Source organism: Enterococcus sp. AZ015 (genome assembly GCF_050499225.1).
In the GTDB taxonomy this organism is placed as follows: Bacteria; Bacillota; Bacilli; order Lactobacillales; family Enterococcaceae; genus Enterococcus_D; species Enterococcus_D entomosocium.
Genome location: NZ_JBMHEX010000001.1, coordinates 854,392 through 880,683 on the forward strand (window position 1 = coordinate 854,392; position 26,292 = coordinate 880,683).

27 protein-coding genes are annotated in these 26,292 nt (G+C 42.1%); 23 read left to right on the plus strand and 4 right to left on the minus strand.

Annotation, left to right across the window (positions count from 1 at the left end; all coding sequences use genetic code 11):
• The first annotated feature begins 194 nt into the window (after nucleotides 1–194).
• Nucleotides 195–548, plus strand: a complete 354-nt coding sequence (locus IGK85_RS03865) for a nuclear transport factor 2 family protein (protein ID WP_005237337.1) — start codon at nucleotides 195–197, stop codon at nucleotides 546–548.
• Nucleotides 549–997: 449 nt separating this feature from the next.
• On the opposite strand, the gene IGK85_RS03870 is transcribed toward IGK85_RS03865, so the two are convergent.
• Nucleotides 998–2,398, minus strand: a complete 1,401-nt coding sequence (locus IGK85_RS03870; RefSeq protein ID WP_008377278.1) for a metallophosphoesterase — start codon at nucleotides 2,396–2,398, stop codon at nucleotides 998–1,000.
• Between the two features lie 392 nt (nucleotides 2,399–2,790).
• Between IGK85_RS03870 and IGK85_RS03875 the strand changes: the two genes are divergently transcribed.
• Complete coding sequence (locus tag IGK85_RS03875; protein ID WP_008377280.1) at nucleotides 2,791–4,173, plus strand: CHAP domain-containing protein; 1,383 nt, start codon at nucleotides 2,791–2,793, stop codon at nucleotides 4,171–4,173.
• A gap of 163 nt (nucleotides 4,174–4,336) precedes the next feature.
• Here IGK85_RS03875 and IGK85_RS03880 read toward each other — a convergent pair whose 3' ends face one another.
• A complete protein-coding gene (locus IGK85_RS03880; RefSeq protein ID WP_429972140.1) occupies nucleotides 4,337–6,475 on the minus strand; it encodes a HelD family protein in 2,139 nt (712 codons plus the stop codon).
• A gap of 263 nt (nucleotides 6,476–6,738) precedes the next feature.
• On the opposite strand from IGK85_RS03880, the gene IGK85_RS03885 reads away from it, so the two are divergent.
• The 17 genes from IGK85_RS03885 (at nucleotide 6,739) to IGK85_RS03965 (ending at nucleotide 18,671) form a co-directional block, all read left to right on the plus strand.
• Nucleotides 6,739–7,776 carry an NADH:flavin oxidoreductase/NADH oxidase gene (locus tag IGK85_RS03885; RefSeq protein ID WP_008377285.1) on the plus strand — a complete coding sequence of 346 codons (1,038 nt, stop codon included), beginning with the start codon at nucleotides 6,739–6,741 and terminating at the stop codon, nucleotides 7,774–7,776.
• A gap of 320 nt (nucleotides 7,777–8,096) precedes the next feature.
• Nucleotides 8,097–8,579: a PTS sugar transporter subunit IIA gene (locus IGK85_RS03890; RefSeq protein WP_237714947.1), complete on the plus strand. Its 483-nt coding sequence runs from the start codon at nucleotides 8,097–8,099 to the stop codon at nucleotides 8,577–8,579.
• Nucleotides 8,576–9,979, plus strand: coding sequence for a PTS fructose transporter subunit IIC (locus IGK85_RS03895; protein ID WP_008377289.1), 1,404 nt, complete (start codon nucleotides 8,576–8,578; stop codon nucleotides 9,977–9,979). Before IGK85_RS03890 ends, IGK85_RS03895 begins: the two co-directional genes overlap by 4 nt.
• 53 nt (nucleotides 9,980–10,032) lie before the next feature.
• Entirely contained in the window at nucleotides 10,033–10,899 is an 867-nt protein-coding gene (locus IGK85_RS03900) for a ketose-bisphosphate aldolase (protein WP_008377291.1), read from the plus strand.
• Nucleotides 10,900–10,966: 67 nt separating this feature from the next.
• Nucleotides 10,967–11,671, plus strand: coding sequence for a DeoR/GlpR family DNA-binding transcription regulator (locus IGK85_RS03905; RefSeq protein WP_008377293.1), 705 nt, complete (start codon nucleotides 10,967–10,969; stop codon nucleotides 11,669–11,671).
• Between the two features lie 155 nt (nucleotides 11,672–11,826).
• Nucleotides 11,827–12,144, plus strand: a complete 318-nt coding sequence (locus IGK85_RS03910) for a PadR family transcriptional regulator (protein WP_008377296.1) — start codon at nucleotides 11,827–11,829, stop codon at nucleotides 12,142–12,144.
• 6 nt (nucleotides 12,145–12,150) lie between these two features.
• Complete coding sequence (locus IGK85_RS03915; protein ID WP_008377298.1) at nucleotides 12,151–12,984, plus strand: hypothetical protein; 834 nt, start codon at nucleotides 12,151–12,153, stop codon at nucleotides 12,982–12,984.
• A gap of 117 nt (nucleotides 12,985–13,101) precedes the next feature.
• Entirely contained in the window at nucleotides 13,102–14,046 is a 945-nt protein-coding gene (locus IGK85_RS03920) for a tocopherol cyclase family protein (protein ID WP_008377300.1), read from the plus strand.
• Between the two features lie 78 nt (nucleotides 14,047–14,124).
• The gene (locus IGK85_RS03925; protein ID WP_008377302.1) at nucleotides 14,125–16,104 is read left to right on the plus strand and encodes a S9 family peptidase; all 1,980 of its coding nucleotides are present in this window, start codon (nucleotides 14,125–14,127) and stop codon (nucleotides 16,102–16,104) included.
• Nucleotides 16,105–16,402: 298 nt separating this feature from the next.
• Nucleotides 16,403–16,555: a 50S ribosomal protein L33 gene (gene rpmG / locus IGK85_RS03930; RefSeq protein WP_005225339.1), complete on the plus strand. Its 153-nt coding sequence runs from the start codon at nucleotides 16,403–16,405 to the stop codon at nucleotides 16,553–16,555.
• A 16-nt stretch (nucleotides 16,556–16,571) separates the two neighbouring features.
• Nucleotides 16,572–16,841, plus strand: coding sequence for a 30S ribosomal protein S14 (gene rpsN / locus IGK85_RS03935; RefSeq protein ID WP_005237326.1), 270 nt, complete (start codon nucleotides 16,572–16,574; stop codon nucleotides 16,839–16,841).
• A 15-nt stretch (nucleotides 16,842–16,856) separates the two neighbouring features.
• A complete protein-coding gene (locus IGK85_RS03940) occupies nucleotides 16,857–16,991 on the plus strand; it encodes a putative metal homeostasis protein (protein ID WP_005237325.1) in 135 nt (44 codons plus the stop codon).
• Nucleotides 16,992–17,020: 29 nt separating this feature from the next.
• Nucleotides 17,021–17,191, plus strand: a complete 171-nt coding sequence (gene rpmF, locus IGK85_RS03945) for a 50S ribosomal protein L32 (RefSeq protein ID WP_005237324.1) — start codon at nucleotides 17,021–17,023, stop codon at nucleotides 17,189–17,191.
• Nucleotides 17,192–17,228: 37 nt separating this feature from the next.
• Nucleotides 17,229–17,624 carry a hypothetical protein gene (locus tag IGK85_RS03950; protein WP_008377307.1) on the plus strand — a complete coding sequence of 132 codons (396 nt, stop codon included), beginning with the start codon at nucleotides 17,229–17,231 and terminating at the stop codon, nucleotides 17,622–17,624.
• A 14-nt stretch (nucleotides 17,625–17,638) separates the two neighbouring features.
• Nucleotides 17,639–18,046: a NusG domain II-containing protein gene (locus IGK85_RS03955; protein WP_005237322.1), complete on the plus strand. Its 408-nt coding sequence runs from the start codon at nucleotides 17,639–17,641 to the stop codon at nucleotides 18,044–18,046.
• Between the two features lie 160 nt (nucleotides 18,047–18,206).
• Complete coding sequence (locus IGK85_RS03960) at nucleotides 18,207–18,398, plus strand: hypothetical protein (protein WP_005237321.1); 192 nt, start codon at nucleotides 18,207–18,209, stop codon at nucleotides 18,396–18,398.
• Nucleotides 18,399–18,503: 105 nt separating this feature from the next.
• Complete coding sequence (locus IGK85_RS03965; RefSeq protein ID WP_005237320.1) at nucleotides 18,504–18,671, plus strand: hypothetical protein; 168 nt, start codon at nucleotides 18,504–18,506, stop codon at nucleotides 18,669–18,671.
• A 43-nt stretch (nucleotides 18,672–18,714) separates the two neighbouring features.
• Here IGK85_RS03965 and IGK85_RS03970 read toward each other — a convergent pair whose 3' ends face one another.
• A complete protein-coding gene (locus IGK85_RS03970) occupies nucleotides 18,715–19,320 on the minus strand; it encodes a TetR/AcrR family transcriptional regulator (RefSeq protein ID WP_005237309.1) in 606 nt (201 codons plus the stop codon).
• 174 nt (nucleotides 19,321–19,494) lie between these two features.
• Between IGK85_RS03970 and IGK85_RS03975 the strand changes: the two genes are divergently transcribed.
• Nucleotides 19,495–23,721 (plus strand): 2-hydroxyacyl-CoA dehydratase, encoded by a 4,227-nt coding sequence (locus IGK85_RS03975; RefSeq protein ID WP_008377313.1) that lies wholly within the window; start codon nucleotides 19,495–19,497, stop codon nucleotides 23,719–23,721.
• 199 nt (nucleotides 23,722–23,920) lie between these two features.
• A complete protein-coding gene (locus IGK85_RS03980; protein WP_005228765.1) occupies nucleotides 23,921–24,628 on the plus strand; it encodes a GntR family transcriptional regulator in 708 nt (235 codons plus the stop codon).
• 195 nt (nucleotides 24,629–24,823) lie between these two features.
• On the opposite strand, the gene IGK85_RS03985 is transcribed toward IGK85_RS03980, so the two are convergent.
• On the minus strand, nucleotides 24,824–25,465 hold the full coding sequence (locus IGK85_RS03985; protein ID WP_035006530.1) for a YigZ family protein: 642 nt from the start codon (nucleotides 25,463–25,465) through the stop codon (nucleotides 24,824–24,826).
• A 110-nt stretch (nucleotides 25,466–25,575) separates the two neighbouring features.
• On the opposite strand from IGK85_RS03985, the gene IGK85_RS03990 reads away from it, so the two are divergent.
• A complete protein-coding gene (locus IGK85_RS03990) occupies nucleotides 25,576–25,869 on the plus strand; it encodes a DUF7662 domain-containing protein (RefSeq protein WP_005237305.1) in 294 nt (97 codons plus the stop codon).
• Between the two features lie 72 nt (nucleotides 25,870–25,941).
• On the plus strand, nucleotides 25,942–26,262 hold the full coding sequence (locus IGK85_RS03995; protein ID WP_005228768.1) for a PTS sugar transporter subunit IIB: 321 nt from the start codon (nucleotides 25,942–25,944) through the stop codon (nucleotides 26,260–26,262).
• Nucleotides 26,263–26,292 lie beyond the last annotated feature (30 nt).

A 26,292-nucleotide genomic window follows, 5' to 3' on the forward strand; every position in this document is an offset into this window, starting at 1 on the left:
GGAAAATGCCACGATTCAATGTATGGTCCCCCGTACTTATACAAGAGTAATTGATGTGCAAGATCGATAATTCTTATTCGTTTCATCGATATTGTCTTGAATCAATTGCAAAAGTAGAATATATTGATACAAATTAGATACTTTTTTTATTGCAGATGGGAACAAAGATGATTACCTATCGAGGGGGAATCTATATGAAGCCAAAAGAAATACTTTGCCAATGGGTTGATGCGTTTAATCAAGCAGATGTAGAATGTATTTCAGAATTATATGATGACAATGCAATAAACCATCAGGTTGCCAATGAGCCAGTTATTGGGAAAGAAGCGATAAAGCAGATGTTTGAGCAAGATTTTTCTAACGCAAAAATGGTTTGTATCGTTGAGAACATTTTCGAAGATGGACAATGGGCAATTTTAGAGTGGCGTGACCCATTAGGTTTGAGAGGCTGCGGTTTTTTTCAAATAGTAAATGATAAAATTTTATTTCAAAGAGGCTACTGGGATAAATTATCTTTTTTAAAACAGCACGACTTGCCTATTGAATAAAAGGAATTCCCGTATAGGAATGGTTAGCAGATATGCATGACAGGAAGGTTAATCGCTTCACGTAAAATTCTTAAAGGGCAACACTGTATGAAAATAAAGCTTTTTGTTTAAGTAATGTTTAAGAATAAGTACGTTTTCTTCCATTTGCACTCTGTCTCGTGGTATAGTTATTGATAAGCGACAAATATTTTTGTACCACACGTTACTTGTTTTGAAGAAATTTATTCAAACCTGGCGTAACTTCAGAGTTACAAGGATACAATAGAGGTTAGGGATTGTATCGTTTAAATGAGAAATAAATAATAGTAGTAATAGTATGCTGCACTTTCAAAGAATAAATATTGACTCGTCAGATAGCCTTCTCGTTTACCCAAACGAGAGGGCTATCGTTCATTAGAAAAGAGAAAGTGTCTTTTTCCTAAAAGAAAGGAAGAAGACACTTTTTGGCTTTATTCTGCTTTGAGGGGGATCGTCAGCTTGCGATCATCGGTTTGATCGTCGAGCATTGAATCGACATATTGCTTCAAAAAGTAAGAATAGGTCGCTAACCACTGATACTCCTCGGAGTCTTTGATGGCAGCTATTTCCTCGACTGAGTAAGTATCATTGCCAGTAAAAAGGGCCGTGTTCAGCTTCGTGACAAACGTGCAAAGTTGTGTGATCTGGGCTTCTGACAGTTCAGACACGGCGGACAATTGGTCGCGGACCAGTTGGTCGGTATCATTTTCAAAAATACTTTTCTGGTAGTTTTGATAGTCCAGTAACTGTTCATCAGTTTGCTTCGTTTCAGCCGCCCAAGCATCGAGATCAATCTGCCGAGCTTCGTAGTCGATATCTTTGTCAGAAAGAGAAAGGACGCCGTAGCCTAATTCTGCTGTTGAATAAGACCCAGTGACTGCTTCATAAAGCGAATCATTCCCTTCGTTAATGTCTTGAATGTGGATATGACCAGAGAAAACGGCTGGCACGTTGAAACGGTCCAACAAAGCGACAGTTTTGGAGGCATTATCGAGAACATAACCGTCTTGTAAGAGTTCATTATGACTGAACAAGTTATGGTGTAAAAAGACCAGTGGTACTTGCTCTGCTTCTTTTGTCAGGGTTAATTGCTCCTCCAACCAGGTTAGAGTAGCTGGTTTCAACTCACCATTCGTTGTGGGCTCATCCCAATTAACCTCAGAATCGTAGATACATGAATCTAGTAAAAAGAGGCGATACTTGTCATTTAACTGAATGCTGTAGCTAAGGGAAGACTTGTCGATACTGTTGGCTTTTTCGTAACCTTCAGCAAAAATCGTTTGAAAATCCTCAGGACTGATTTGATCGGCATAGTATTCCTTTTCACCTTGAAATGCTCGCGCCCAACCATTGTAAATCTCGTGGTTGCCAGGTAATGCTAAAACCATAATGCCAGCTTCTTGCAATGGTTCAAGCAATCTTGCCAACTCTTGAGCACTTGCTTTCTCGCCATTGAGCGTCATATCACCGGTCAAAATAATTCCCGTGGGTTTCTCTTTTAAGGCTTGAGCGGTGAAGGCTTCGATTGATTGTTCTTGATACATCATCTCTTTGCCAGCAGCTCCTTGCGTGAAGGTCTGAAAGGCTTCGCCATTATCATGAAGCGTGGAGGAAAGAAAATGAATATCACTTAAGAGCCAAAACTCACTGTTGCTTGCCTGTTGCAAAGGTGTATCGGCTTCATGCACCTTACGAAATTGAAAGAATAACAGGAAACAGGTGACAAAAAGTGTAAGAAGTGCCAATGGCCAAAACCATTTTTTGTGTGTACGAATCGCGATTCCCTCCTCGCTTGTTTTATTTATTATAGGAAGGAAAAGGAATCTTGTCACATAAAGGGTCTTTTTTTGAAAGATTTCTTGTTTTCATAGTTTTTCTTGTTAAGATAATTCCGAAAAAACTATAAGTGCTCTTATTTAGGTGCTTTTATGTGATAAAAATAACTAAAATAGAAAAAATATCATTTTTTGAAAATGAAAAGAAAACGCGATGTTTTATTCAGAAACATTGATTTAACGGTCTTTAATTGTTCTGTTATTTATCGCTGAGATAAAGGAAGTGTTAGATTGAAACATTTTTGTAACATTTCCTTTATCTGTGTGTCATATCATTGTGGTAGAATTCATTTGTCGTTAAATCGAACATTAAACTTTCTTAGACAAAATTAAGTTTTTATAAAGGCAGTTCATCTGTCAAATCAACCAGCTAGTCGGAGGAAAAACGAGTGAAGAATAGTTTGTTATCAGCATTAATGGTGTGTTCACTAACATTAACCGCAGTTGCAGCACCTGCATTAGCATTTGCAGATTCCATTGATGATCAAATCGAGCAGCAAGACCAAAAAATCAATTCTCTTAAAGGTCAGCAAGCTGACGCCCAATCACAGATCGATTCTCTAGAAGCAGAAATTGAAACAGTGAGTGCAAAAGTTGCTTCATTAGAAGCAAAACAAGTTGAGTTAGGTCAAGAAGCTGAGAAATTGCAAGACAAAATCGCAACATTGAAATTGCGTATTGCCAAACGTGAAGAAGCAATTCAAAAGCAAGCCCGTGATGTACAAGTTAACGGTCAAAGCACCAATTTCATTGATGCTGTTTTAGAAGCAGATTCTTTAACGGATGTTATCGGTCGCGTACAAGCGATGACAACGATCGTCAATGCAAACAATGATTTAGTTGAACAACAAAAACAAGACAAACAAGATGTTGAAGACAAAGTCAAAGAAAACGAAAGCAAGATCCAAGAAGTTGCTGCAAACCAAGCAGAACTTAGCCAACAAAAAGATGCCATTGCAGCAAAACAAGCTGATTTAAATGTCTTGAAAGCAAACTTAGCAGCAGAACAAGCAACTGCTGAAAAAGACAAAGATGCATTGAACAAGAAAAAACAAGAAGCGGAAGCTGAAAAAGCCCGTATCTTGAAAGAACAACAAGAAGCTGCTGCTGCTCAAAAAGCAGAAGAAGAAAGACAAGCTGCTGCTTTGAAAGAAGCACAAGAAGAAGCTGCTGCCCAATCAACAGAGAGCACGACAGAAAATACAGTTGCTTCTACTGAAACAGCAACAAGTAGTTCTTCAAGCAACACAAGCTCAAGTTCAAGCAATACTAGCAGTTCTAACAGCTCAAGTTCATCGAACACAAGCTCTTCGAACACTGGTTCAAGCAATTCAAGTTCAAGTAACTCAGGTTCAAACTCTTCATCAAACAATGATTCTACCGGAAATACTTCTACAGGCGGCGGAAAAGATCATTCAAGCTCAGGGAACATGTATGCTTGGGGTCAATGTACTTGGTACGTGAAAAACCGTGCTCCTTGGGTAGGTACTTACTGGGGTAACGGGGCCCAATGGGGTGCGTCAGCTGCAGCTGATGGGTACACTGTCAATGGTACACCAGCAGCCGGTGCTGTTGTAGTCTTTGCCGCTGGTCAATCAGTTGGTGGCGTTTGGACTGCTGATCCAACTTATGGTCACGTAGCCTATGTTGAATCATACAACCCATCAAACAATACGATCACGATCTCTCAAGGCGGAATGGGCTTTGACAGTCCTGGTGGACCAAACACTGCAACATTGAGCGCATCTGGATATACTTACATCCATCGCTAATCAAATCAAAAGCAAAGCATCAACGCAATCGCGTTGATGCTTTTTTATTTGATCGACCGCTTTCTAAATCGGTCAGACAAGAGAATTACCCGGAGAGACAAGACAGGGTTCTCTCAAATCTTATCAACATTCTATAGAAAATAGGAGGTTTCTCGTTCTACTATCAAATAGTGAGAAACGGTGAAAAGGTCGTTTTTGAAGTTACCATCAGTTCTTCCATGGCACGAGAAATCGCCGTATAGAGAATCCGCTGATCTTGATCGGTATGATAATTTTCTGCTGAAACATCATATAAAAGAACCTGCTTAAATTCCAATCCTTTGGCAAGATGAATCGGTAAAACCGTTCCATGAAATGACACGGCCTGTTTATCGAAGAATTGTTTAAGCTCTTCACTGGATCGACTATCTTTTGTGATGATCGTTACTGGCTGCTTAAGTTCCTTTACTATGTCTACCAAGGCAACGTCAGTCAGATTGGCATAAAACTGTGGCAACTTTCCTGCTGGTCGAACGGCAGAGATTTTTAAATTGGTTTCTTTTGGTAGCATTTGAGCAAATAACCGTGTGATTGCACCGCTAGACCGATAACTCGTAGTCAGCTGATACGTTTCGAGGGATTTCGCCTGTTGTTGAAATATCGTTTGAATTTCTGATACGGTGATGGCACTTGTAAAAATCGCCTGTTGCTGATCCCCCACGAGGGTGAAAGCGGTCATAGGAAAAAGACATAATAGAAACTGCAGTTGTGCTGGCGTATAATCTTGGACTTCGTCGATAAAGAGATAGCGCAAAGCAGGGACAGGTTGTTTTTCGGCCACCAAATGACGTATCAGCAATAGACAAACAGTATAATCCAAACTATCTGTTGTTTGCGTCAAAGCGATCTGTCCATGAGTAAAATAGTCGGCACTGTCTGCTAACAATTGTTTCGTATCAAACCACGTAAGGTCGTTGATTTGTTTCGTAACTTTTTCATATTTTTTCTTTAGGAGGCGAAGGGCTGCTTTCTGAATCGTTTTTTCTGAATCATCTTTTAAAACTGTCCCTAAAAGGGATCGTTGTTCATCTTCAGTCAAAGAACGAACTTGGTCGTGAACATTCGCTGCTAAGGCATTTTTTTGCAATCGTTTCTCCCAAGCGTAAGCCAATTTCTTTTTGACAGCTTGGATGCGATCGCGCAAGGGTGCCTGTTTCGGTGTTTCTTGGAAGAAAGTGTCGATCGTTTCTTCAGAAAAAAGGACGACGTTTTTTCTTTTGATTGGTTTAAACTGAAGCACAAGTTCTTCTGGCAGCTGTTTGCTCAAGGATTGAAGAAAGCGGCTGAAGTCAGCACTGCGTAAAAGTTCGATTGCTTCACTGGGTGCTTGCTGGATGCGGTCAAAATAACCCTCTTCCGATTCTAAGTCAACGCTAGGAAATGCTTGGCAAAACTGCCGCATGGTCAACGTCAATGGATTTTTTTCACCGAGGGAAGGCAGCACTTGCGAAATATAATCAATAAACCGCGAATTCGGGGAGAGGATCAAGACATTCTCTGCGGTCATCTCTTCACGAAAATGGTACAGCAAAAAGGCGATCCGCTGCATGACAGCAGAAGTTTTTCCGCTTCCAGCAACACCGTTGACCAGTAGGTTTTTATGCGCTAAGTCACGGATGATGACGTTTTGTTCGTGTTGGATCGAAGCAGTGATATCCTGCATTTTTTGGCTATTATTGGCTTCAAGGGCTGCCAGTAACACGTCATCTTGAATCGCCACTGAGGTATCAAAGGCTTGCTTCAATTGATCTTTTTCGATAATAAATTGACGGCGTTGTTCAAGAACGGCAGAAATCGTCTGATTGTTCACTTGATAAGAGACCGGACCCAGGCGTTTGGCATAGAACAATTCGGCAATTGGGGAGCGCCAATCATAGATCAGCCCTTCCTTATTTTCATTAACAAAACCATTGATCCCAATGTAAAAATCTTCTATCGTTTCCTCATCTTCAAATTGTAGGGAGATTTTACCAAAGTAGGGACTATCCAGAAGACGGTCGATGGCAGCTAATTCACGTTCAGCAGATTGAAGAGCGGCGTTCATTTGGTCGATCTCACGATTCTTACTTTCGATGGCAGCAAAAGTATCTAAACGGTCAGCAAAATTATCAAAGTTTAAGCGAATTTCTTCGCCGATGCTTTGCATCGCAAGGCGATCTTTTTTTCTGCCTTCAGTCAAGAAACTGTTCAGCACTGTCTTTCGTGTCAGCAATTGCTGGTACGTGTCTGCGAGATGCTTCTTTTCAGCCTTTAGGTTGTTCATTCAGACTCACATCCATTCTCCAAAGTAACTCAATTATACGGGCATCCACCAAAAATACTAGTCTATTTTTTTGACTCTGGATGCGGTATAATAATAGTGGGAAGAGGCAGCTGATTGTTCCAATGTCATGGGAGCAAGCAGAATGCGTCTATTTTTTTGTTTTAAAAATGAGAAAAAGGGTCATTGCTTGTGTTTTTGAAGGGGCTGTTTATACTGAATATAGAGAAAAATACAAAGCGAAAAATCGTTGAGGGAGTGTCAAAATGTCCAAACTATTGTCACCAGTGAAGCTAGCGAATTTAACATTGGCCAACCGCGTCGTTATGTCGCCGATGTGTATGTATGAAGTAAAAAAAGAAGACGGTGTTGCGGAGCCCTTTCATTTTGTTCACTATGGGGCACGAGCATTAAGCAAAGCCGGATTGATCATTATCGAAGCAACTGCCGTTGAACCAGACGGACGAATCACAAACAATGATCTAGGGTTATGGAATGAAGAACAGCAAACAGAACTGACGAAATTGGTGGAACTGCTGCATGGTTTCAATGCGCAAGTATGCATCCAACTAAGCCATGCAGGACGAAAAGCAGTTGATGCCACCAATCCTTTGGCACCAAGTGCCGTTGCCTTTAACGAACGCTACCCGTTACCGTCAGAAATGACCCTGGCGGAGATCAAACGGGTGCAAGACAGTTTTGTTCAGGCTGCCCAACGAGCAGCTAATGCGGGTGTCGCGATGATCGAACTTCATGGGGCTCATGGCTACTTGATGGATCAATTTCTTTCGCCATTCGTCAATCAACGCACCGACCAGTATGGTGGTTCCTTAGAGAATCGGTATCGCTTTGTAAAAGAAACGGTACAAGCAGTTCGGGCGGTCTTTTCTGGGGCATTGTGGATGCGCTTGTCACTGACAGACTATGAAGAACCAGGACGCCAAAATTCGTTGGAAGATTGGCAGCAAGTAGCCCAATGGCTTCAAGCAGATGGCATTGATTGTCTTGATTGCTCAACCGGTGGTGTGGTGGATAAAAAGCCTAATATTCCGATCTATGATGGCTACCAAGTGCCCTTTGCTGCAGCCATCAAGCAAGTGGTCGATATTCCCGTAGCAGCAGTCGGTTTATTGGATAATCCTGATCTTTGCGAATATCTTTTGCAAACCAATCAAGTGGATTTGGTTTTACAAGGCCGCGCGTTGATCAGAAATGTCAACTGGTTGGCAGATGCAGCGGCTAAACTTCACGATAAGTCCTTTCAAGCGTACAATGATTCCTATCAACGTGGGGTGAAACGTTGATATATGTTTTATTACATGAGAGTTGATTCGAAAGAATGACTTGTAAGTGTAGAGATCGGGAATGGAAGAAAAGTAGAGATTTACTTACGGTTCTTCTTTTAAAAATTTTTTTAGTATAGGTTAGGAATTAATCGAAATAAGAGAACAATGGACGATGATTTGTCGTTCTTTGTTCTTTTTTTTGACTTTTATAGATCATTTTTATGAACGTATTCCACTTTTTTTCGTCTATTTGCATTAAATAGCTCATAGCATTGAACTGTTTAGTTCACGATGGTATAGTTTAGGCAAGTTTTCGAAAACGATTACAAAAAATGGAGGTGTTGAAATTGGATATCGGTCAACTGATTGATGAACGACTCATTTTATTTGATGAGCAAATTCGGACAAAAGAAGAATTGTTTACTCAAGCATCTGTTTTATTCGAGTCCTCAGGAGTTATCAGTAATATAAAGAAGTACAAAAAAGATTTATTTCGTCGCGAGAAACAAACCTCTACTGGGATTGAAGATCATTTTGGTATTCCTCATGCAAAAAGTAAGGCAGTACTAAGGCCCGCAATCGCCTTCGTAAAGTCGAGTCCAATTACTGATTATCAAGCAATTGACGGAACGGCTGTCACCTATTCTTTTGTCATCGCAGTACCTGAAAAGAGTACTGACGATCATTTAATCATCTTAAGCAATCTCGCACGATTGTTGATGCACGAAGGATTTCGAAATGCAGTAAAGAAGGCAAAAGACGCCTCAGATATTATTAATAATATTCAATCAAATCAATCAGAAAAGAGGGAACCTGTATGAAAATTGTCGGTATTTCTGCTTGTCCGACTGGAATTGCGCATACGTATATGGCTGCTGAAAAACTGGAAAAAACGGCAAAATCATTGGGATATACAATCAAAATCGAGACACAAGGAGTAAAAGTCGAAAACATTTTGAGTACAGAAGAAATTCAACAGGCAGAGGTTGTCATTTTAGCGGTTGACAAAGAAGTACAGACCGACCGATTTGCTGGAAAAAAAGTTAAAAGAGTGTCAACCGCAAGAGCAATCAGAGAACCAGAAAAAGTGATCCAAGAGGCAATTGATGGGTTAGAAGTGACCACGATTGCCCAAGGCGAGCATGTTTCAAACGAATCCGGAAAGAAAGCTGGCATTTATAATCATTTCATGAATGGCGTTAATTACATGTTGCCTTTGGTTATTGCTGGTGGAATTTTAATTGCGTTTAGTTTTGCTTTTGGGATCAATGCAGCTGATCCTAGCGATCCATCATACAATCAAATTGCCGAAGTTTTAAGCACAATTGGTGGGAATACGGCTTTTGCATTGATGGTTCCTGCACTTGCAGCAGGAATTGCCACTTCCGTTGCCGGTAGACCGGGCTTTGCCGCTGGTTTGGTTGCGGGAACGATGGCGGCAAGTGGAGGATCTGGTTTTTTAGGTGGGATGGTTGGTGGTTTACTCGCTGGGTATGCTACGGATTATTTAGCGAATAAAGTAACAGTAGCAAAATCATTTGCGGCACTATATCAGTTGATTATTGTTCCTTTGATCTCAGTTGCTGTGACTGGCTTTGCCATGTTTTATTTCATTGATAAACCAATCTCTTATGTATTGGATGCTTTGACGAATTGGCTTAATGGACTTGGTTCTACGAGTGGTGTGGTATTCGGCTTACTGATAGGCATTATGATGGCAGCTGATATGGGCGGTCCCATCAATAAATCGATTTCAACCTTTAGTATTGGTTTGATGTCGGCAGGAGTTAATGCACCAATTGCGGCTTGTATGGCTGCCGGGATGACACCTCCTCTAGGCATTGCCTTGGCTTCTATCTTGTTTAAGCAAAAATTTACTCAAGAAGAACGAACTTCTGCTCAGTCTTGCTGGGTTTTGGGATTATCTTATATTACTGAAGGTGCGATTCCATTTGCTGTCGCTGACCCATTACGAGTAATACCTAGTTTGATGGCAGGTTCAGCAACCGCTGCTGCAATATCAATGGGTGTCGGCGTAACTTCATTAGCTCCACATGGTGGTATCTGGATCTTACCGATTCCCAATGTATTGAACAATCCGTTGATGTATGTCGTGGCAATCGTTTCTGGAACGGTGGTTACAGCATTGATGTTAGGGTTTTTGAAAAAATCTAGAACTGAAATGGAACGCCAACCAACCGATGAAGGAAAACTGATTTAGAAACTATTTATAAGTTGAAGCGAAACGAATCAAAAGAAAAGAGGAATGTCACAATGTTAATGACAATGAAAGAATTACTTGCTGTAGCAAAAGAATATAAATTTGCTGTTCCAGCATTTAATATTTGCAGTTTTGATATGTTAAAAGCAATCATGGAAGAAGTTGAGGCACAGGATGCACCAGTCATTTTAGAAATTCATCCTGATGAGATCGAATACTTAGGAGATTGTTTCATAGCGACAGTGCGGGAGTACGCATTAAAAAGTAAGGTACCAGTCGTTATTCATTTGGATCACGGGGGATCAATCTACGATGTCATGCGGGCGATCCGTAATGGCTATACCTCGGTGATGATCGATGCATCATTAGCCGATTACGAAGAAAATAAAAAAATCACGAAAGAAGTTGTTGAACTGGCACATATGGTTGGTGTCAGCGTTGAAGCAGAAATTGGTACGATTGGGAACAACGGTTCCGCAGAAGGGGGAGCTGCAGAAATTATTTACACAGATGTCGACCAAGCCGAAGACTTTGTACGTGCTACCGGCATTGACACCCTTGCCATTGCAATTGGAACGGCTCATGGGTTGTATCCAAAAAATATCACCCCTAAGTTGAACATCGATTTGTTGAAAAAGTTGAACGATCGTATTGCTTTACCATTTGTATTGCATGGTGGGTCAGGAAACCCAGATCATGAAGTGCGAGAGTCTGTAAAATATGGCGTATGTAAAGTAAATCTTAGTTCTGATTTGAAATCCGTATTTTTTGATTCAGTCAGAAAAGTATTGACGGAAAACCCTGCTATGTATGAACCAAATCAAGTATATGTACAACCAATAAAAGATGTGAAAGCTGTTGTACGCCATAAGTTGACCCTGCTGAATACGGTTGACAAAGCACGTTTTTATCAGAGATAATAAATGAAATGATTGATTGGTACAGGATTAAATTGGTGGGAATCTCTTTTTTAAAGGAGTTTAATGTATGGGGAAAGCAAAAGATGAGCGTAAGCAGAAAATCATGATGTATTTAAATGAAACGAAATTTGCTTCTCTGGGGGAATTAGTTGAATTCTTACATTATAGTGATGCTACGGTCAAACGCGATCTGATTGAACTGGAAAACGAAGAACAAATCAGACGTACCCGAGGTGGTGCTGTGCTGATCGATTCAGAGAAGGTCGATGCGGCTTATCTGACAAAAGTGGGGAATTATGTCAATGATGAAGAAAAACGCAGAATTGCAGAACGTGCAGTGACGTATATTGAGGACGATATGACCATTTTCGTGGACAGTTCGAGCACAGCTTTGCACCTGATCCCTTACCTGAAAAAAATTCATGGGTTACGAGTGGTAACCAATAGTGTGCTAACTGCCGCACTACTATCGGAACATACTGCTGCTGAGGTGACCATCGTTGGCGGGACGGTAACGAACAAAAAGTTTACCGTTAATTCAGTTACAGCAGTCAACCAGCTCAGAACCTATCATTTTGATCTTGCACTTCTCTCATGTAGAGGATACGATGAAGAAAAAGGAGCCACTGAGAATACTGAAGGGGAAGCAGTATTTAAACAGGTATTGAAAGACTGCACCGAAAAAATTATTCTAATGGTTTTAGAATCAAAGCGGAATAAAGTATATTTTTACAAGAGCCTCTTACCCGAGGATATCGATATTGTCATCTAGAAAAAAGCATCGGGTTTGTCAAAAACGGTCTTATTTAAAAGGCCGTTTTTATTTCCACTGCTAGTATGCTTTACAAACTAGTGGCAAACACGTATACTAGGTACAACACTAGTTTGTATAACAAACTAGATAAAGGGAACCAAAGGAGGGAAATCGTGAAAGAGACGCAATTGCTAAAAGGGGTTTTGGAAGGGTGTGTTTTGCAAGTGATTGCTCAAAAAGAGATTTATGGTTATGAACTGGTACAGGAACTGAAGCAAAGAGGCTTTGAAACGATCGTTGGCGGCACGATCTATCCTTTGCTGCAGAAGTTGGAAAAACAAGAACTTATTACCTCTGAGATGAAAAAGTCACCTGAAGGACCTGATCGCAAGTATTTCTCGATCACCCCGAAAGGCATAGACTATTTGGCACAATTTAGAGAACAATGGACGAACCTAATGAAGAAAGTCGAAGGATTATTTAAGGAGTGAGGAAACATGGCAAATAAACAAGAGACGACCTATTGGCGAAAGCAAACCAATCTGATCGAGCAACAATTCAATGAGAAAAATCGCCAATTTTTTGATGATTTTCGAGGCTACCTCTTACTTTCCAGCCTTTTTTACGATGAGCATAAAGTCACAGAGCAGGTATACGCGATTGCAATGGATTTATTAGAAGCACAAACTCATGGGGAAGAGGCGCAACACTATTTTGGCAATGATCCGAAAGGGGTGGCAGATGAACTATTGGCAAACACGCCAAAGAGTAATCTCAAAGAGCGCCTCAAATTGGCGTATCTAGCGGTTGGCATCAGTTGGGGAATCAAATTTATAGCTGATTTTACAAATCAAGGACCACTGGTTCTTAACCTTCTGGATTATCTTTTGACAGGATTGGTAACTGTGTTAGCGATCATCGGGATTTTTGCGATCATCAGCAAAACCATCTATCAAAAGAAGGGCACAAGCAAAGTGATTCGTTTCGGCTCCCTGTGGCTCGTTGTGAGTGGCTGGATTGGTCTTTCACTGCTGATCAATCTGCTGACCCCAAACTGGTGGCTCCTGACGATCGCATTTCCATTTGATGTAGTATTGGTTGGCAGTTTGCTGGTAGCGGCGATCGTTTTTGTTGTATCACTCAAAGAAAAAGCTTTTTATCCGATCGTTTTTCTACTGGGGGTATTTGTGTTGCTTGGTTGCCTGCAAAAAGCCATGGCATTTTATCACATTGGGGATCCATCGTGGATGACCGGCGGACTTTTGACACTGTTAGTTGTAGGGTTTCTTATTTTTCTCTGGTGGACCCGTCGAGTGATGAAAGAGCAATAAACAAAGCCAGAAACAAGTGTCTTACTTGTTTCTGGCTTTTTTTACATAGAAAAAGCATTATCCTGAGGAATCTTTCTGCTTCATGCTACACTAAAAAAGAAACGGAGGGAAATCAAGATGTTGACAACAGATCAGTTCTTTCACGGCCACGACAAGCAGACCGCTTTTTTTGAAGGCTGGTACCATAAACACCAAATCGGTGAAGAAGTCTATGCTTTTATTCCTGGTTTTTCGATTCAAAAAGACGGGACCAAAGAAGTATTCATTCAAGTGATCAATCATGAGGGTGCGCATTACTTTTCCTTTCCAGAAACTGACTTTCAAGTGTCTGAAGAGGAGCGTAAAGTAACGATTGGTGACAATATCTTTAGTGAAGCAGGCATCCAAGTCTCTTTAAAAAATAACGAACTTCAAGTACAAGGGTCAGTAAAGTATAACGACCACAAACCGATTCAGCGGACACGTTATGCGCCGAGTATCATGGGTCCTTTTTCGTATCTGTCATTTATGGAGTGTTATCACGGGGTCTTGAGCATGAGTCATACCTTAGAAGGTACGCTGCAGTGGAACGACGAAGCAATCGATTTTACGAACGGGATCGGTTATTTGGAAAAAGATTGGGGAACCTCCTTTCCAGCAGCTTATATTTGGGTTCAATGCAACAGCTTTGATGCGCCAGATGTTCGGTTCTTTTTCTCCGCAGCCGACATTCCCTTTGCTGGTTTTGCTTTTTTGGGAACGATTTGTGTTCTGCAAGTCGGGAGCCAAGAATATCGTTTTGCTACTTATCATGGTGCAAAGATTCATGATGTCAAACGCACGGAAGACCGTTTAGTGATCCATCTCAAACAAAAACAATGGTCCTTAACGATCGAAGTTTTGACGAAAGAAGGGCATTCTTTGAGGGCACCTTCTATTGGGCAAATGAATCGGATCATTCGCGAAAGTGCCAGTACGGAAATTGCCTTGACCCTTTTAGAAAATGGGCAGGAGATCTTAAGGCAGACAGGGATGTCGGCTGGTTTTGAAGAAGTTGCGAATTTGCGAGGATTTCACTATTAAAAAAAGCAGAAAAATTCGTTTCTTTTGATATACTAGTAGATAGTTACTACGAAAACACGTATATTTGGAGGGAAATGGATGAAAAAAATAACGAATGAGACACTGTTTGAACTGAAAACGATTGCGCAGCCTGCAGTGGGGCAAAATCAGGTTTTTTACTTGGAAACGGTAGTCAACCCAGAGACCAACACGTATGATTCAGCGATTTATAGTATTGACGCAAAGACCAATGAACGGCGTGAGTGGGGCACCGAAGCGACGACCCACAACAGTCTAAAGGTCTCGCCAGATGAGCAATGGCTCAGTTTTGTGACGACCGATCCAAAGAAAGGTGAAAGTACGTTATGGACGATGCCGATATCCGGCGGCAAGCCCCAAGCACTTGTCACTGAAAAAGGTCTGGGCGACTATTTTTGGGAGCAAGACGCAACGGCTATCTATTACCAGCTGGCACAAGAGGAGACAGTTTCAGAGGATCAAGACGACAAAGAAAAGACGGACAAGCAGAAGGAATTTCCACAAGTAAAAGCTACTACGAAAGTCAATTATTTGGCGGATGGCGTCGGCTTTTTAAAAGAAAAAAAACATTCGATCATCAAAAAAACGATCGCGACACAAGAAACGGAACTGATTTTTGAGCATAAGTATCCCTTTGTGTTCTCTGGCTTAGCGGATGATCAAGAGACTTTGTTTCTCACTTTTGACAAAGAGGAAGAAGACGAGTGGGACTATGGATCGAAGGTTTGTCTCCTAAATAGCCAGACGAAAAAGACAGAAAGTTTAGAAAACATTCTGCCAGAAGGAACGTATACTTTTGCTGCAGCGCGCAATGATCAGCTATTACTATTAGGCAATGATCTTTCCTATGGTTTTGTGACCTTGGATGATTTGTTTTTGGTCGACTTAAAAACAAAAGCGGTCAAAAATCTTTCCCAAGATCTTGACATCGCTTTTGGCAATGCGATCATCAGTGATTTTCAACAAAAAAATCGCGGCGTAGCGATCACCTGGTTGACGGATGACACATTCCTTGTACCCGTAACGGAGCATGGCAAGCTACAATTGTACCGCGCCTCGATCCAAGGAGAATGGACCAAACTGCTTGATGAAAAAATGGATATCCTTGATGCGGCGATCTATTCGGAAGCCAAACTTGCTGTTGCTTATGCGACGCCATCGATCCCTAGTCGCTTAGGCTTGATTGACTTAACAAGTGGCGAAGTAACTGATCTATACGATCCCAACCAAGCAATTATGTCACAGTTAGCGATCAGTAAACCCGAAGCGTTTTGGTACGAAGGAGCAGATGGTTGGCAAATTCAAGGCTGGTATTTGCCCCCGACCGAAACACAAGAAAGTCATCCAGCAATTTTGTACATCCATGGCGGTCCGCAAGTCTGCTACGGCGAAACATTTTTCCACGAGATGCAAGTCCATGCCGCTAACGGCTATGGGGTCATCTTGTTGAACCCTCGTGGCGGGCAAGGGTACGGTCAGGCGTTTGTCAAATCGATTTTAGGTGATTATGGCAATAAAGATTATCAAGACTTGCTGTTGGGGGTTGATGCCTTGGTGGCAAACCATCCAGAAATCGATACGAACACGATCCATGTAGCTGGTGGCAGCTATGGTGGCTTTATGACCAACTGGATCGTTGGTCATACCGATCGTTTTTGTGCGGCAGTTACGCAACGCTCGATCTCAAATTGGATCAGCTTTTATGGGACGAGCGACATTGGACCTGCCTTTGTCAAATTCCAATTGTTGCGGGAACTTGATGAGACCGAAGGACTTTGGAAGATGTCGCCTTTGGCCTATGCCAGCCAAGTCAAGACACCTACGCTAGTACTCCATGGGGAAAATGATTTGCGATGTCCGCAAGAACAAGGACAGCAGTTTTACATGGCGTTGCAGCGTAAAGGCGTCGATACGAAGCTGATGCTGTTTCCTCAATCCTCTCATGGTTTATCACGCAATGGCTTGCCGAACTTGCGGATAGAACGCTTGCAAGCGATCAGTGAATGGCTTGCATCACATGAGAACAAATCAGTAAATTAACCGAAAGAAATCACCTGATAAAGGATCACGACGTGGGCTGCTTGAAAAGCCCGACCAGTGATTCCTTAAAGATCAGGTGGTTTTTTTGCGCGATCAAAAGCTACAGGTTCCTGTTACCTTGCCGCCAATGACAGCAACGATTGAAAACAAATTCATATGACGTTTTCTTCACGTGTTAAATAACAAAAAGAAGAAATAGTTTTGCTTGCTTCCTATGTTTGAGTGTGATATGATACAAAACGTAATCGTTACACTTTAACCTTTTTTGGTGTGACGCAAGAGAAAGGAGCTGGTTATTATGAGAAACAATATTATTTTGGCATGTGTGGAGACAGGGGAAAGACTTTATTTGACCAATAAGAACCAGCGCAATACGCCGGAACGTTTAGAATTAAAAAAATATTCACCAAAGTTGCGGCGCAGAGCGATTTTTCGTGAAATCAAGAAATAGGAAGGACAATAACTGAATGGCAAAAAAATCAAAAATGGCAAAATACAACAAGCAAGTACAACTGATCGAACAATACCGAGCAGTGCGTCAAGAATTAAAAGCGCAAGGAGATACTCAAGCATTGGCCAAACTACCGAAGGATTCGAATCCGACTCGTTTGAAGAAACGGGATATGATCGATGGTCGTCCTCGGGGCTACATGAATAAATTCGGAATGTCACGGATCAATTTCCGTAAGCATGCACACCTCGGAGAAATTCCCGGCGTTACAAAAGCAAGCTGGTAACAGAAAGGAGTCAACATGGAAAAAACGGACTTGTCTAGTGCGTATCGACGTTTAAAGAGCCCGAACATCAAAACAAGGAAACGCGCATTAAAAATCATTCATGAATTTAAACGAAACAAACGAAAAAATGCATTGCAGCTGCGTGCATAATGAAAAAGTGAAAGAAAGTTGGAAATGACATGGCAGTACCTGCAAGAAAAACATCAAAAGCAAAAAAGAATAAGCGCCGGACCCACCATGGCGTCAAATCCCCAGCGATTTCGTTTGATGGGACAACAGGAACCTTCAAGCGCAGCCACCATGTATCTTTAGCAGAATACAAAGCACAGCACCCAATCGAAAAGAATTAACGCCGTCTTATGACGCCGTCCAGAAAGCAGGGGGAAAATGGAGATCATCTATCCGTCATTGATTGAAGAAGCCTACCGTCACAGTAAAAAATTTCATCCAGAGATCACCAAAGAGGCCATCTATCGCCATTTTTACGAAGCTGGTTTAATCAAAGAAAATGGCGATCCAACGGAAAAAGCCTTGTCAGAAGGGGTCGTTAAAGATTATACTGAGGACTGGGATCTTACCTTTGAAGAATTTTTGATGATCTACCCCGTGTTTCGTTCCTTTGACCCAAAGCATTTCAAGAAGATCGATCATTTTTGGGAAATGGATTTGGCTTTGCAAGAACAAATTCTTGACCAATGGGAACGAGAAACCTTCACAGAGGAAGAGATCATTGATCTGACTGCCTTTTTTGAAGAGCGATTACCTTCCGAAAATGAACAGTGAAAGGCGTACATGTGATGAAAAAGACGATCCAGCCATTTTTAAAACTATTAAAGCCCTATGATTATCTATTGTTTGTTCTATTAGTTGTTGGCTCTTTTTTACCGCTTTTTCTATTTGAAGCGCAAGCCCAAAGTGATACTGGGGATCGTTATGCGATTGTGCGAATCAATGGGGAAGAAGTTGACCGTTTCAACTTGGAAGAAATCGATGCGATGGAAAAAACGTATTATCCAGCAGAAGGTCAGTACAATATCGTCGAGATCAAAGATGGTGCGATCCGAGTGCGTGAAGACAATAGCCCGGACCAAATTGCTGTCAAAACCAGCTGGATCTATCGCAATGGACAGACGAGCATTTGCCTGCCTCATAAGCTAGTGATCGAGATCAAGCAAGCTGGTGCTTCTGACTATTTAATTTATTAATCGAACTTCGTGGTAGTTGGAAACTACACTATTTTGTGTTGGTGGGAAATCGTTGGATTTTCTACTGACACTTTTTTATTGAAAATAGAAAATAAGTGCGTCTAACTGGAGACAATCTGTCGATCAAACTCAGTCTCATTTGATAAGAAACGAGGAGCATATGAAAAAGATAAGTTTCTGCAAACATCCTTCAAACCAAAGCTATGTCAATAATGCTGTATTGCCAGAAATGGGGAACGGTGAAGGGGAGAAGAAAGGATCGTTCCGTTTGTTCAACAAATTTTCTTCTAAACCTAGAAAAACAGTTCAGCATTACGAAGCATTGGTTGCGTCTAAATCGCTTGTCCAATAAAGAGGAACGAAAACCCTAAAAATCCTTTTTTATGAAGGGCTATAAGTTGAAGATTTTTTTTATTTGCGATAGGCTATTAGTAAAGCATTCGGGAGATGAAAACACATGAAATTTAAATTGAATCTAAAAGAAAAAGTAACGGAAGTTGCAGAGCATGTCTATGATGTGGTGAAAAAGGAAGATTATGCGATTCGTGTGGCTCCAAAAGGAATCAAAGTAACGAAACAGCGCAAGACGAAAGACACGATCAAATGGCGTTCAAAGAATCACTAATTGAGGAATAAAAAAGAAACTGCACATTCGCAGCTTCTTTTTTTTATTCCTCAATCTCAATCCCCAAGACAGTCAGGTGGCCGTTTGCCACCAGTTTGATGACAAGTTTTGCTAGATGGTCGGGTGTCATCGTTGTTTCTGCCGTTAGCCACCAATGCAAGGTACCAACAAATATCGAGGTCATATAGTCAATGATGAAGTCTAAGGGCACTTCAATGTCTCCTTCGGTGATTCTTAACGTTGAAAAGATCTCTTGGTAACGTTCAGTCAAAATCAGGCCCAACTTTTTACGGATGATCTCAATGGCAGAGGCATCCATGATCGTCAAATAAAAGGAACGATTGTTTTGAATGTGTAAAAAAAGTTCGGTCATGGCCGCTTCGATTTTGCGGATTTTGATGCGATTTCCTTGAACAAAATCTTCAAAATCAAGAATCGCGGTAAATGATTCGACAGCCAAGTCAAATATCTTTTCATACAAGTCTTGTTTGTCTTTGTAATGGGCATAAAAGGTTGCACGGTTGATCATGGCTTCATCGGCGATATTTTGGACAGTCACTTGCTCGAAGCCTTTTTCTTCCACTAAGCGGATAAAAGCTTCAATAATGTACTTATTGGTTCGTTTGACACGTAAATCCAATTTTTTCATATTGTGAATTTCCTTTCAAAATAAACAACAAAAAACGGGTAATTGTTGTTTATCCCACACCTTCCTTAGAATTGTTTGTTGAATTATCAATCAAAAGAATTACAATGAACATAAGTATTATAACAAACGGCTTGTTAGATAATCAACAAAGTGTTGTTTAGATGGAGGCAACAAATGAAAAAATATAAAGCGGGCATCGATGTCGGGTCGACAACAGTCAAGATGGTTCTGTTAGATGAAGGCAATCAAACGTGTTTTTCAAGATATGAACGGCACTATGCAGATATCCAGAAAGCAGCGGAAAAAATCATTAGAGAAGCGCAAGAAGTGATCGAAGATCAGCCGCTTGCGCTGGCGATTACCGGATCAGGTGGGATGGGTCTGGCGGAAGTTTTGCGGATCCCATTTGTCCAAGAGGTCATCGCTTGTACCAAAACAGTTGAGACAGTGATTCCCGAAACCGATGTGGCCATCGAGTTAGGCGGCGAAGATGCGAAGATCACCTTTTTTGAAGGGGCATTGGAGCAGCGAATGAACGGCAGTTGTGCCGGTGGAACGGGTGCGTTTATTGATCAGATGGCGGTTTTATTGAAAACGGATGCCAATGGGGTCAATGAACTAGCCAAAGATTATCAAACCCTTTATCCGATTGCCTCACGCTGCGGGGTCTTTGCCAAAACCGATGTGCAGCCGCTGATCAATGAAGGAGCAGCAAAAGCAGACATTGCGGCGAGTATCTTTCAAGCGGTGGTCAATCAAACGATTGCTGGCTTGGCTGCTGGTCGTAAAATCAAAGGCAAGGTAGCCTTTCTAGGTGGACCGTTGACGTTTATGTCGGAATTGCGTCAACGATTTATCGATACGTTGAACCTGCAAGAAGCAGATATCATTTTTCCCGAGAACCCAGAACTGTTTGTGGCGATGGGGGCTGCACTATATGCAGAAGAAGAGCAACAGCTTTCCGTGCTATTAGCCCGCTTAGCCAACGGAGAAGATGGCAAACTCGCGCCAACTGATACATTAGCCCCATTGTTTAAAGACGAGGAGGAATTGACTGCTTTTCGTGCTCGCCATGCTCAAGCGGTGGCCACAGAAAAAGCGTTGTCTGAGCATACAGGCGCTGCTTATCTAGGCATCGATGCAGGATCAACCACAACGAAAGTGGTTTTGATCAATGATGCAGGGGAATTATTGTTTTCTTTCTATGGCAATAATGAAGGTGAACCGTTAGCGACAACGATGGCGGTTTTACAAGAGCTTTATCGTCAGATGCCTTCTGACGTTTACATCGCAAAGTCAACGATCACAGGTTACGGCGAGCATTTGATCAAACATGCACTGAAAGTCGATATCGGTGAAGTGGAAACGATGGCCCATTACAAAGCTGCCGAACATTTCCAGCCGGGGGTTGATTTTATCCTAGATATCGGTGGACAAGACATGAAGGCGATGACGGTTAAAGATGGCGCGTTATCTTCGATTCAATTGAATGAAGCCTGTTCCTCAGGATGCGGCTCCTTCATTGAGACTTTTGCCAAATCTATGAATCAGGATGTCAAAGAATTTGCGTTGGCAGCTACAAAAGCCCAAGCACCGGTTGACCTTGGTTCGCGTTGTACCGTCTTTATGAACTCAAAAGTGAAACAGGTCCAAAAAGAAGGGGCTTCTGTTGGCGACATTTCAGCCGGCTTGTCTTACTCGGTCATAAAAAATGCTATCTATAAAGTCATCAAGGTTCGGCGACCTGAAGACCTCGGCGAGAAAATCGTCTGCCAAGGAGGGACTTTCTATAACGAAGCGGTTCTGCGCGCTTTTGAATTGATCAGCGGCCGTGAAGTCGTTCGACCATCGATCGCCGGTTTGATGGGGGCGTATGGTGCCGCCTTGATCGCTTTAGAAGAAGCAGCCCTTGACGATGTTAGTACGTTGTTGTCTCCAGCAGAAATGGCCGATTTCCAAGCAGAAAAAGAATTTACGAATTGCGGTCTATGCGAAAACAATTGCTTGTTGACGGTGACCCTTTTTTCTGACGGTCGAAAATTTATTACCGGGAATCGCTGCGAACGTGGTGCGCGAATCAAAATCAAGAAAGAAGACCGCAAAATCAATCTTGTGGATGAAAAATATCGCCGCTTGTTTAAGTACCGTTCCTTACGTAAAAAAGAGGCCGTCCATGGCGAAATCGGCCTGCCAAGAGTATTGAATCTTTATGAAAATTATCCGCTTTGGCATACCTTTTTCACCAAGTTAGGGTTTCGAGTAACCTTGTCGCCACGTTCCAACAAAGAACTATATGAGCAAGGGATTGAAACGATTCCTAGTGATACGGTTTGTTACCCAGCCAAACTAGCCCATGGACACATCCAAGCACTGATTGATCAAAACGTACCGTTGATTTTTTATCCAGGTGTTATTTTTGAGCGACTAGAGAACACTGCCGCTGAGAATCATTTTAACTGTCCAATTGTGCAAAGCTATCCAGAAGTGATTCGTAATAACGTCGATGCGATTCGTGAAGGGGCGGTTGACTACCGCTGTCCGTTTTTGAATTTGGCGGATGAAGCCTCAATGGTCAAAACTTTAACGAGTACTTTTCAAGATTTTGGTTTTGTAGAAGAAGAAATTGCCCAAGCCCTACGCAGCGGTTTCGAGGAGCTGGATCAGTTCAAGACAGATATTGCGCAACGGGGAGAAGAAACGCTACGTATGCTGATGACGACCAATCAAAAAGGGATCGTTTTATCTGGAAGACCATATCATTTGGATCCTGAAATCAACCATGGGATTGCAGAAGTCATTACCCAAGAAGGCTTCCATGTATTGACTGAGGACAGTATTGCTCATTTAGCAAATGTCGGCGATCTGAGGGTTGTGGATCAATGGGTCTATCATTCGCGATTGTATGCGGCAGCTCGAGTGGTCGCGAAAAACAAACAATTAGAACTGGTTCAATTAAACTCATTCGGTTGCGGGATCGACGCAGTCACTACTGATCAAGTCGAAGAGATTATGGCGCAGTATGGGAAGTTATATACGGTGTTGAAAATCGATGAGGGAGCGAACCTTGGGGCAATTCGGATTCGGTTGCGTTCCTTGAAAGCAGCAGTCAACGAACGGGACAAACAGCACTTTGTACCTAAAAAGCAATACGAGGAACCGGCAAAGATCATTTTTACCAAAGAGATGCGCAAGCAGCACACGCTCTTATTGCCGATGTTGAGTCCCATCCATCAAAGCGGGTTAGTCGATGTTGCTTTGCAAGCTTCTGGGTATCAAGTGGTCTGTCTACCTAGTGAAGATCGTGAGGCGGTTAATGTCGGTTTACGCTTTGTCAATAATGATGCGTGCTATCCGGCGATCATTTCCATTGGACAGCTAGTAGAAGCATTGCAAAGCGGAAAATATGATGTTGAAAATACCAGTGTTTTGATGACTCAGACGGGCGGCGGATGTCGTGCAACGAACTATATTCCTTTGTTACGTAAAGCACTGAACGATGCAGGATTTCCACAAGTGCCGGTGGTATCTATTTCGATGGGTAACACCGGGGTTGAATCAAATCCGGGCTTTCGCTTTACCTTACCGATGATGAAGCGTTTGGCGGTGGCATTTTTATACGGAGATCTCTTTGAACGGGTCGTTTATCGCACCCGTCCGTATGAGCAAGAAGCAGGGGCTGTCGATCGGCTCCATCAAGAATGGCTGGAAAAAATTGCCAAAAACGTTCGTAATGGCTCCTTCAGTCTGTTTAATCGAAATATGAAAAAAATCATTCAAGCCTTTGATCAAGTGCCGATAAGAGATATCAAGAAGCCGCGTGTCGGTGTCGTGGGAGAGATTTTAGTGAAGTATTCACCGACTGCCAATAACGATGTCGTTCGCCTGTTAGAAGCAGAAGGAGCGGAAGCGGTCGTACCAGATATTGTCGGCTTCATGAATTATTCCCTCTACAATCAGATTTGGCGCTACGAGCATTTGGGGATGGCGAAGAAAAGTAAAATGATCGCTGATTTTGCGATCATGGCGATTGAAAGGCTCCAAAAACCGATGGATAAAGCACTGAGGGCGTCAACGCGTTTTGATGGTATCCATTCGATCCATCAGCTTGCGGAGCAAGCGAGCGAGATTGTTTCCATTGGTAATCATACGGGAGAAGGCTGGTTCTTGACCGGTGAGATGATTGATCTATTGGAAAATAATGTCAACAATATCATTTGTCTGCAACCATTTGGCTGTCTGCCCAATCATGTGGTAGGAAAAGGTGTTATGAAAGAATTACGTCGTCAATACCCGCAGGCGAACATTGCGGCCATTGATTATGATCCAGGTGTCTCAATCGTCAATCAATTGAATCGTATCCGATTGTTGATGGCCACTGCCAATAAAGCGTTGGCTGAATAAATTCTCAAGCCAGCGACCGAACCAATTTAAAAGAAAAGCGACTGCTCTTGTTTGGACATTTTGTGATAACTTCTTTCTTCTGCCTATAAAATAGGGAAAGAATTCGCACAAATTGAGAAAAACAGAGCAGTTTTTGCTTTTTTTATTAGCTATTTAGGTATATACCAGTTATAATAGGAGGGGAACGGAGGAATGTGTAGTGGTGGAAAAATTACCTGTTTATATCCAAATTCATGATCAAATTAAAGCCAATATTGAAAACAATACATACAAAATCGGGGATCGTCTGCCCTCAGAGCGCGAGTTGTCGAAACAATTCGGCGTGAGTCGCATGACGTTGCGACAAGCGATCCAAACCTTAGCAGATGAGGGGATTCTTGAGCGTAAAATCGGTTCCGGCACTTATGTGGCTCGCCAAAAAGTACAAGAGAAAATGACGGGCACGACGAGTTTTACCGAAATCATGAATTCTCTTGGTCGTAAGCCTTCCAGCAAAGCGGTCGCTTATTTCTTGACGGCACCTAGCTCCAGTGAGATGGAAAAGCTGCAATTAGAAGGTCACGAAACGATTTTACGGATGGAGCGGATTCGGTATGCAGATGATGTGCCGATCTGTTTTGAAGTAGCGAGTATCCCTGAAAAGTTTATTCATGACTTTAGCAAGGAGGAGATCATCTCTTCCCTCTATAAAGTGTTGGAAGAAAAAGGACAGCGGAAAATTGGCGGCGCTTCGCAAACGATCTCAGCTATGGTCGCTTCCGAGCAAATTGCTGATTACTTACAAATCAAACGCGGCGATGCGATTTTACGTATGCGGCAAATCACTTCATTTGAAGATGGTCAACCATTTGAATACGTGCGCACCCAATATGTTGGTAATCGTTTTGAATTTTATATGGAAAAATAACCTGTCTTGAGACGGCTGGAAACAAAAAAGACGCGAAAAGCCGAAAGGACACTGCGAGCATACTTGCTGTTGCTCCGCATCGGTCATTTCGGGTTTTCAACGATAGGGCCGTTCCTGCATTCGCTGCAGCAAACGGCATAAGTGTCCACGCTTTGAGGAAAAGAGCAAACCCGACATGGTGCTTGCCATGCGTAGTTACTCGGTTGGCTCCTCAATGAGGCGCTCTACATATTCGGTCTTGCCTTTGTTTAGCTGCACTTGCCCTTGCAGCAAGTCAATCAGAGCGGCTTCTTGGTCGGCAAGTACTGCTTCAGGAATCATTGAGGTGACAACGATTTTCTCCGTATAAGCAATATCTTTTATATAGATATTCTGCAGTTCTAAGTAGTTTTGGAGCTTGCCTAAAAGGGGATAATCGATGGTCAAGGCAAGTTCTTGATGCAAAATACCCTCGACGATTCCTACCTCTTTGATTCCAGCAGAGGCCGAACTTGAATAAGCGCGAATCAATCCACCAGCACCCAGTTTCGTTCCACCGAAGTAGCGGGTAACAACGGCGATCACATTGATCAGTTCGTTTTTCTTTAACACTTCTAAAATCGGTACCCCAGCGGTGCCGCTCGGTTCACCATCATCACTGCTGCGCTGGATCTCATGGTTTTCACCTAATACATAGGCGCTGCAATGATGATTTGCCTTCCAATGCTCTTTCTTGAGGGCTTGAATAAACGCTTTGGCTTCGTCTTCTGATTGAATTCGTTTTAATGAACAGAGGAAACGCGATTTTTTGATTTCTATTTCTGTTTCTCCGTCTTGTCGAATCGTTCGATAAGTCACGCGCACGATCGCCTCCTTTATGTTTCTAGTATAGGCAATCGGAAGGAAAGTTACAAATAGAAGAAAGAAACAGGTACGAACATAGACTCTAAAAAGAGGAGGCAGTTGCTTTGGGTAGACGCAAAAAGTACGATACGATCACTCACTATTTAAAAAACAACGGTGGTTCGCAAATCACCTTAACGTTTACGCAGTTTGATGAATTTCTTTTCCCAGCATCCGGTTTGCCCAAAAGTGCCCGCACCAGTAGCGATTGGTGGGCGAATGATTACCGACATCCAGAAAATGGGGCTTATGCGTGGCTGAATGCCGGCTACGAGGTAGTCCTAGTCAATTTAAAAAAAGAGTACGTCGTTTTTAATCGTTTAGTAAAATCAAACTGGTTGCTGGATAGAAAGCGTTGACAAATTTCAAACTTGTTCTATACTAGAGATAGGAAATGTTATCTTATTCTTAAAATTCAAGGAGTGTTCGATATGGCGAAAAAAACAATTATGTTAGTTTGTTCTGCAGGGATGAGTACAAGCTTATTAGTAACAAAAATGCAAAAAGCAGCTGAAGCAAAAGGATTAGAAGCAGATATTTTTGCAGTTTCCGCATCAGAAGCAGATCAACATTTAGAAAGCAAAGACGTAAACGTTTTACTATTAGGACCACAAGTTCGTTTCATGAAAGGCGATTTCGAGAAACGTCTAGCGCCAAAAGGAATTCCATTAGAAGTAATCAACATGGCAGATTACGGCATGATGAACGGCGAAAAAGTCTTAGATCAAGCTTTGACATTGATCGGCGAATAAGCAAGACCTGCTGTTGAAGCAAACAAGAAA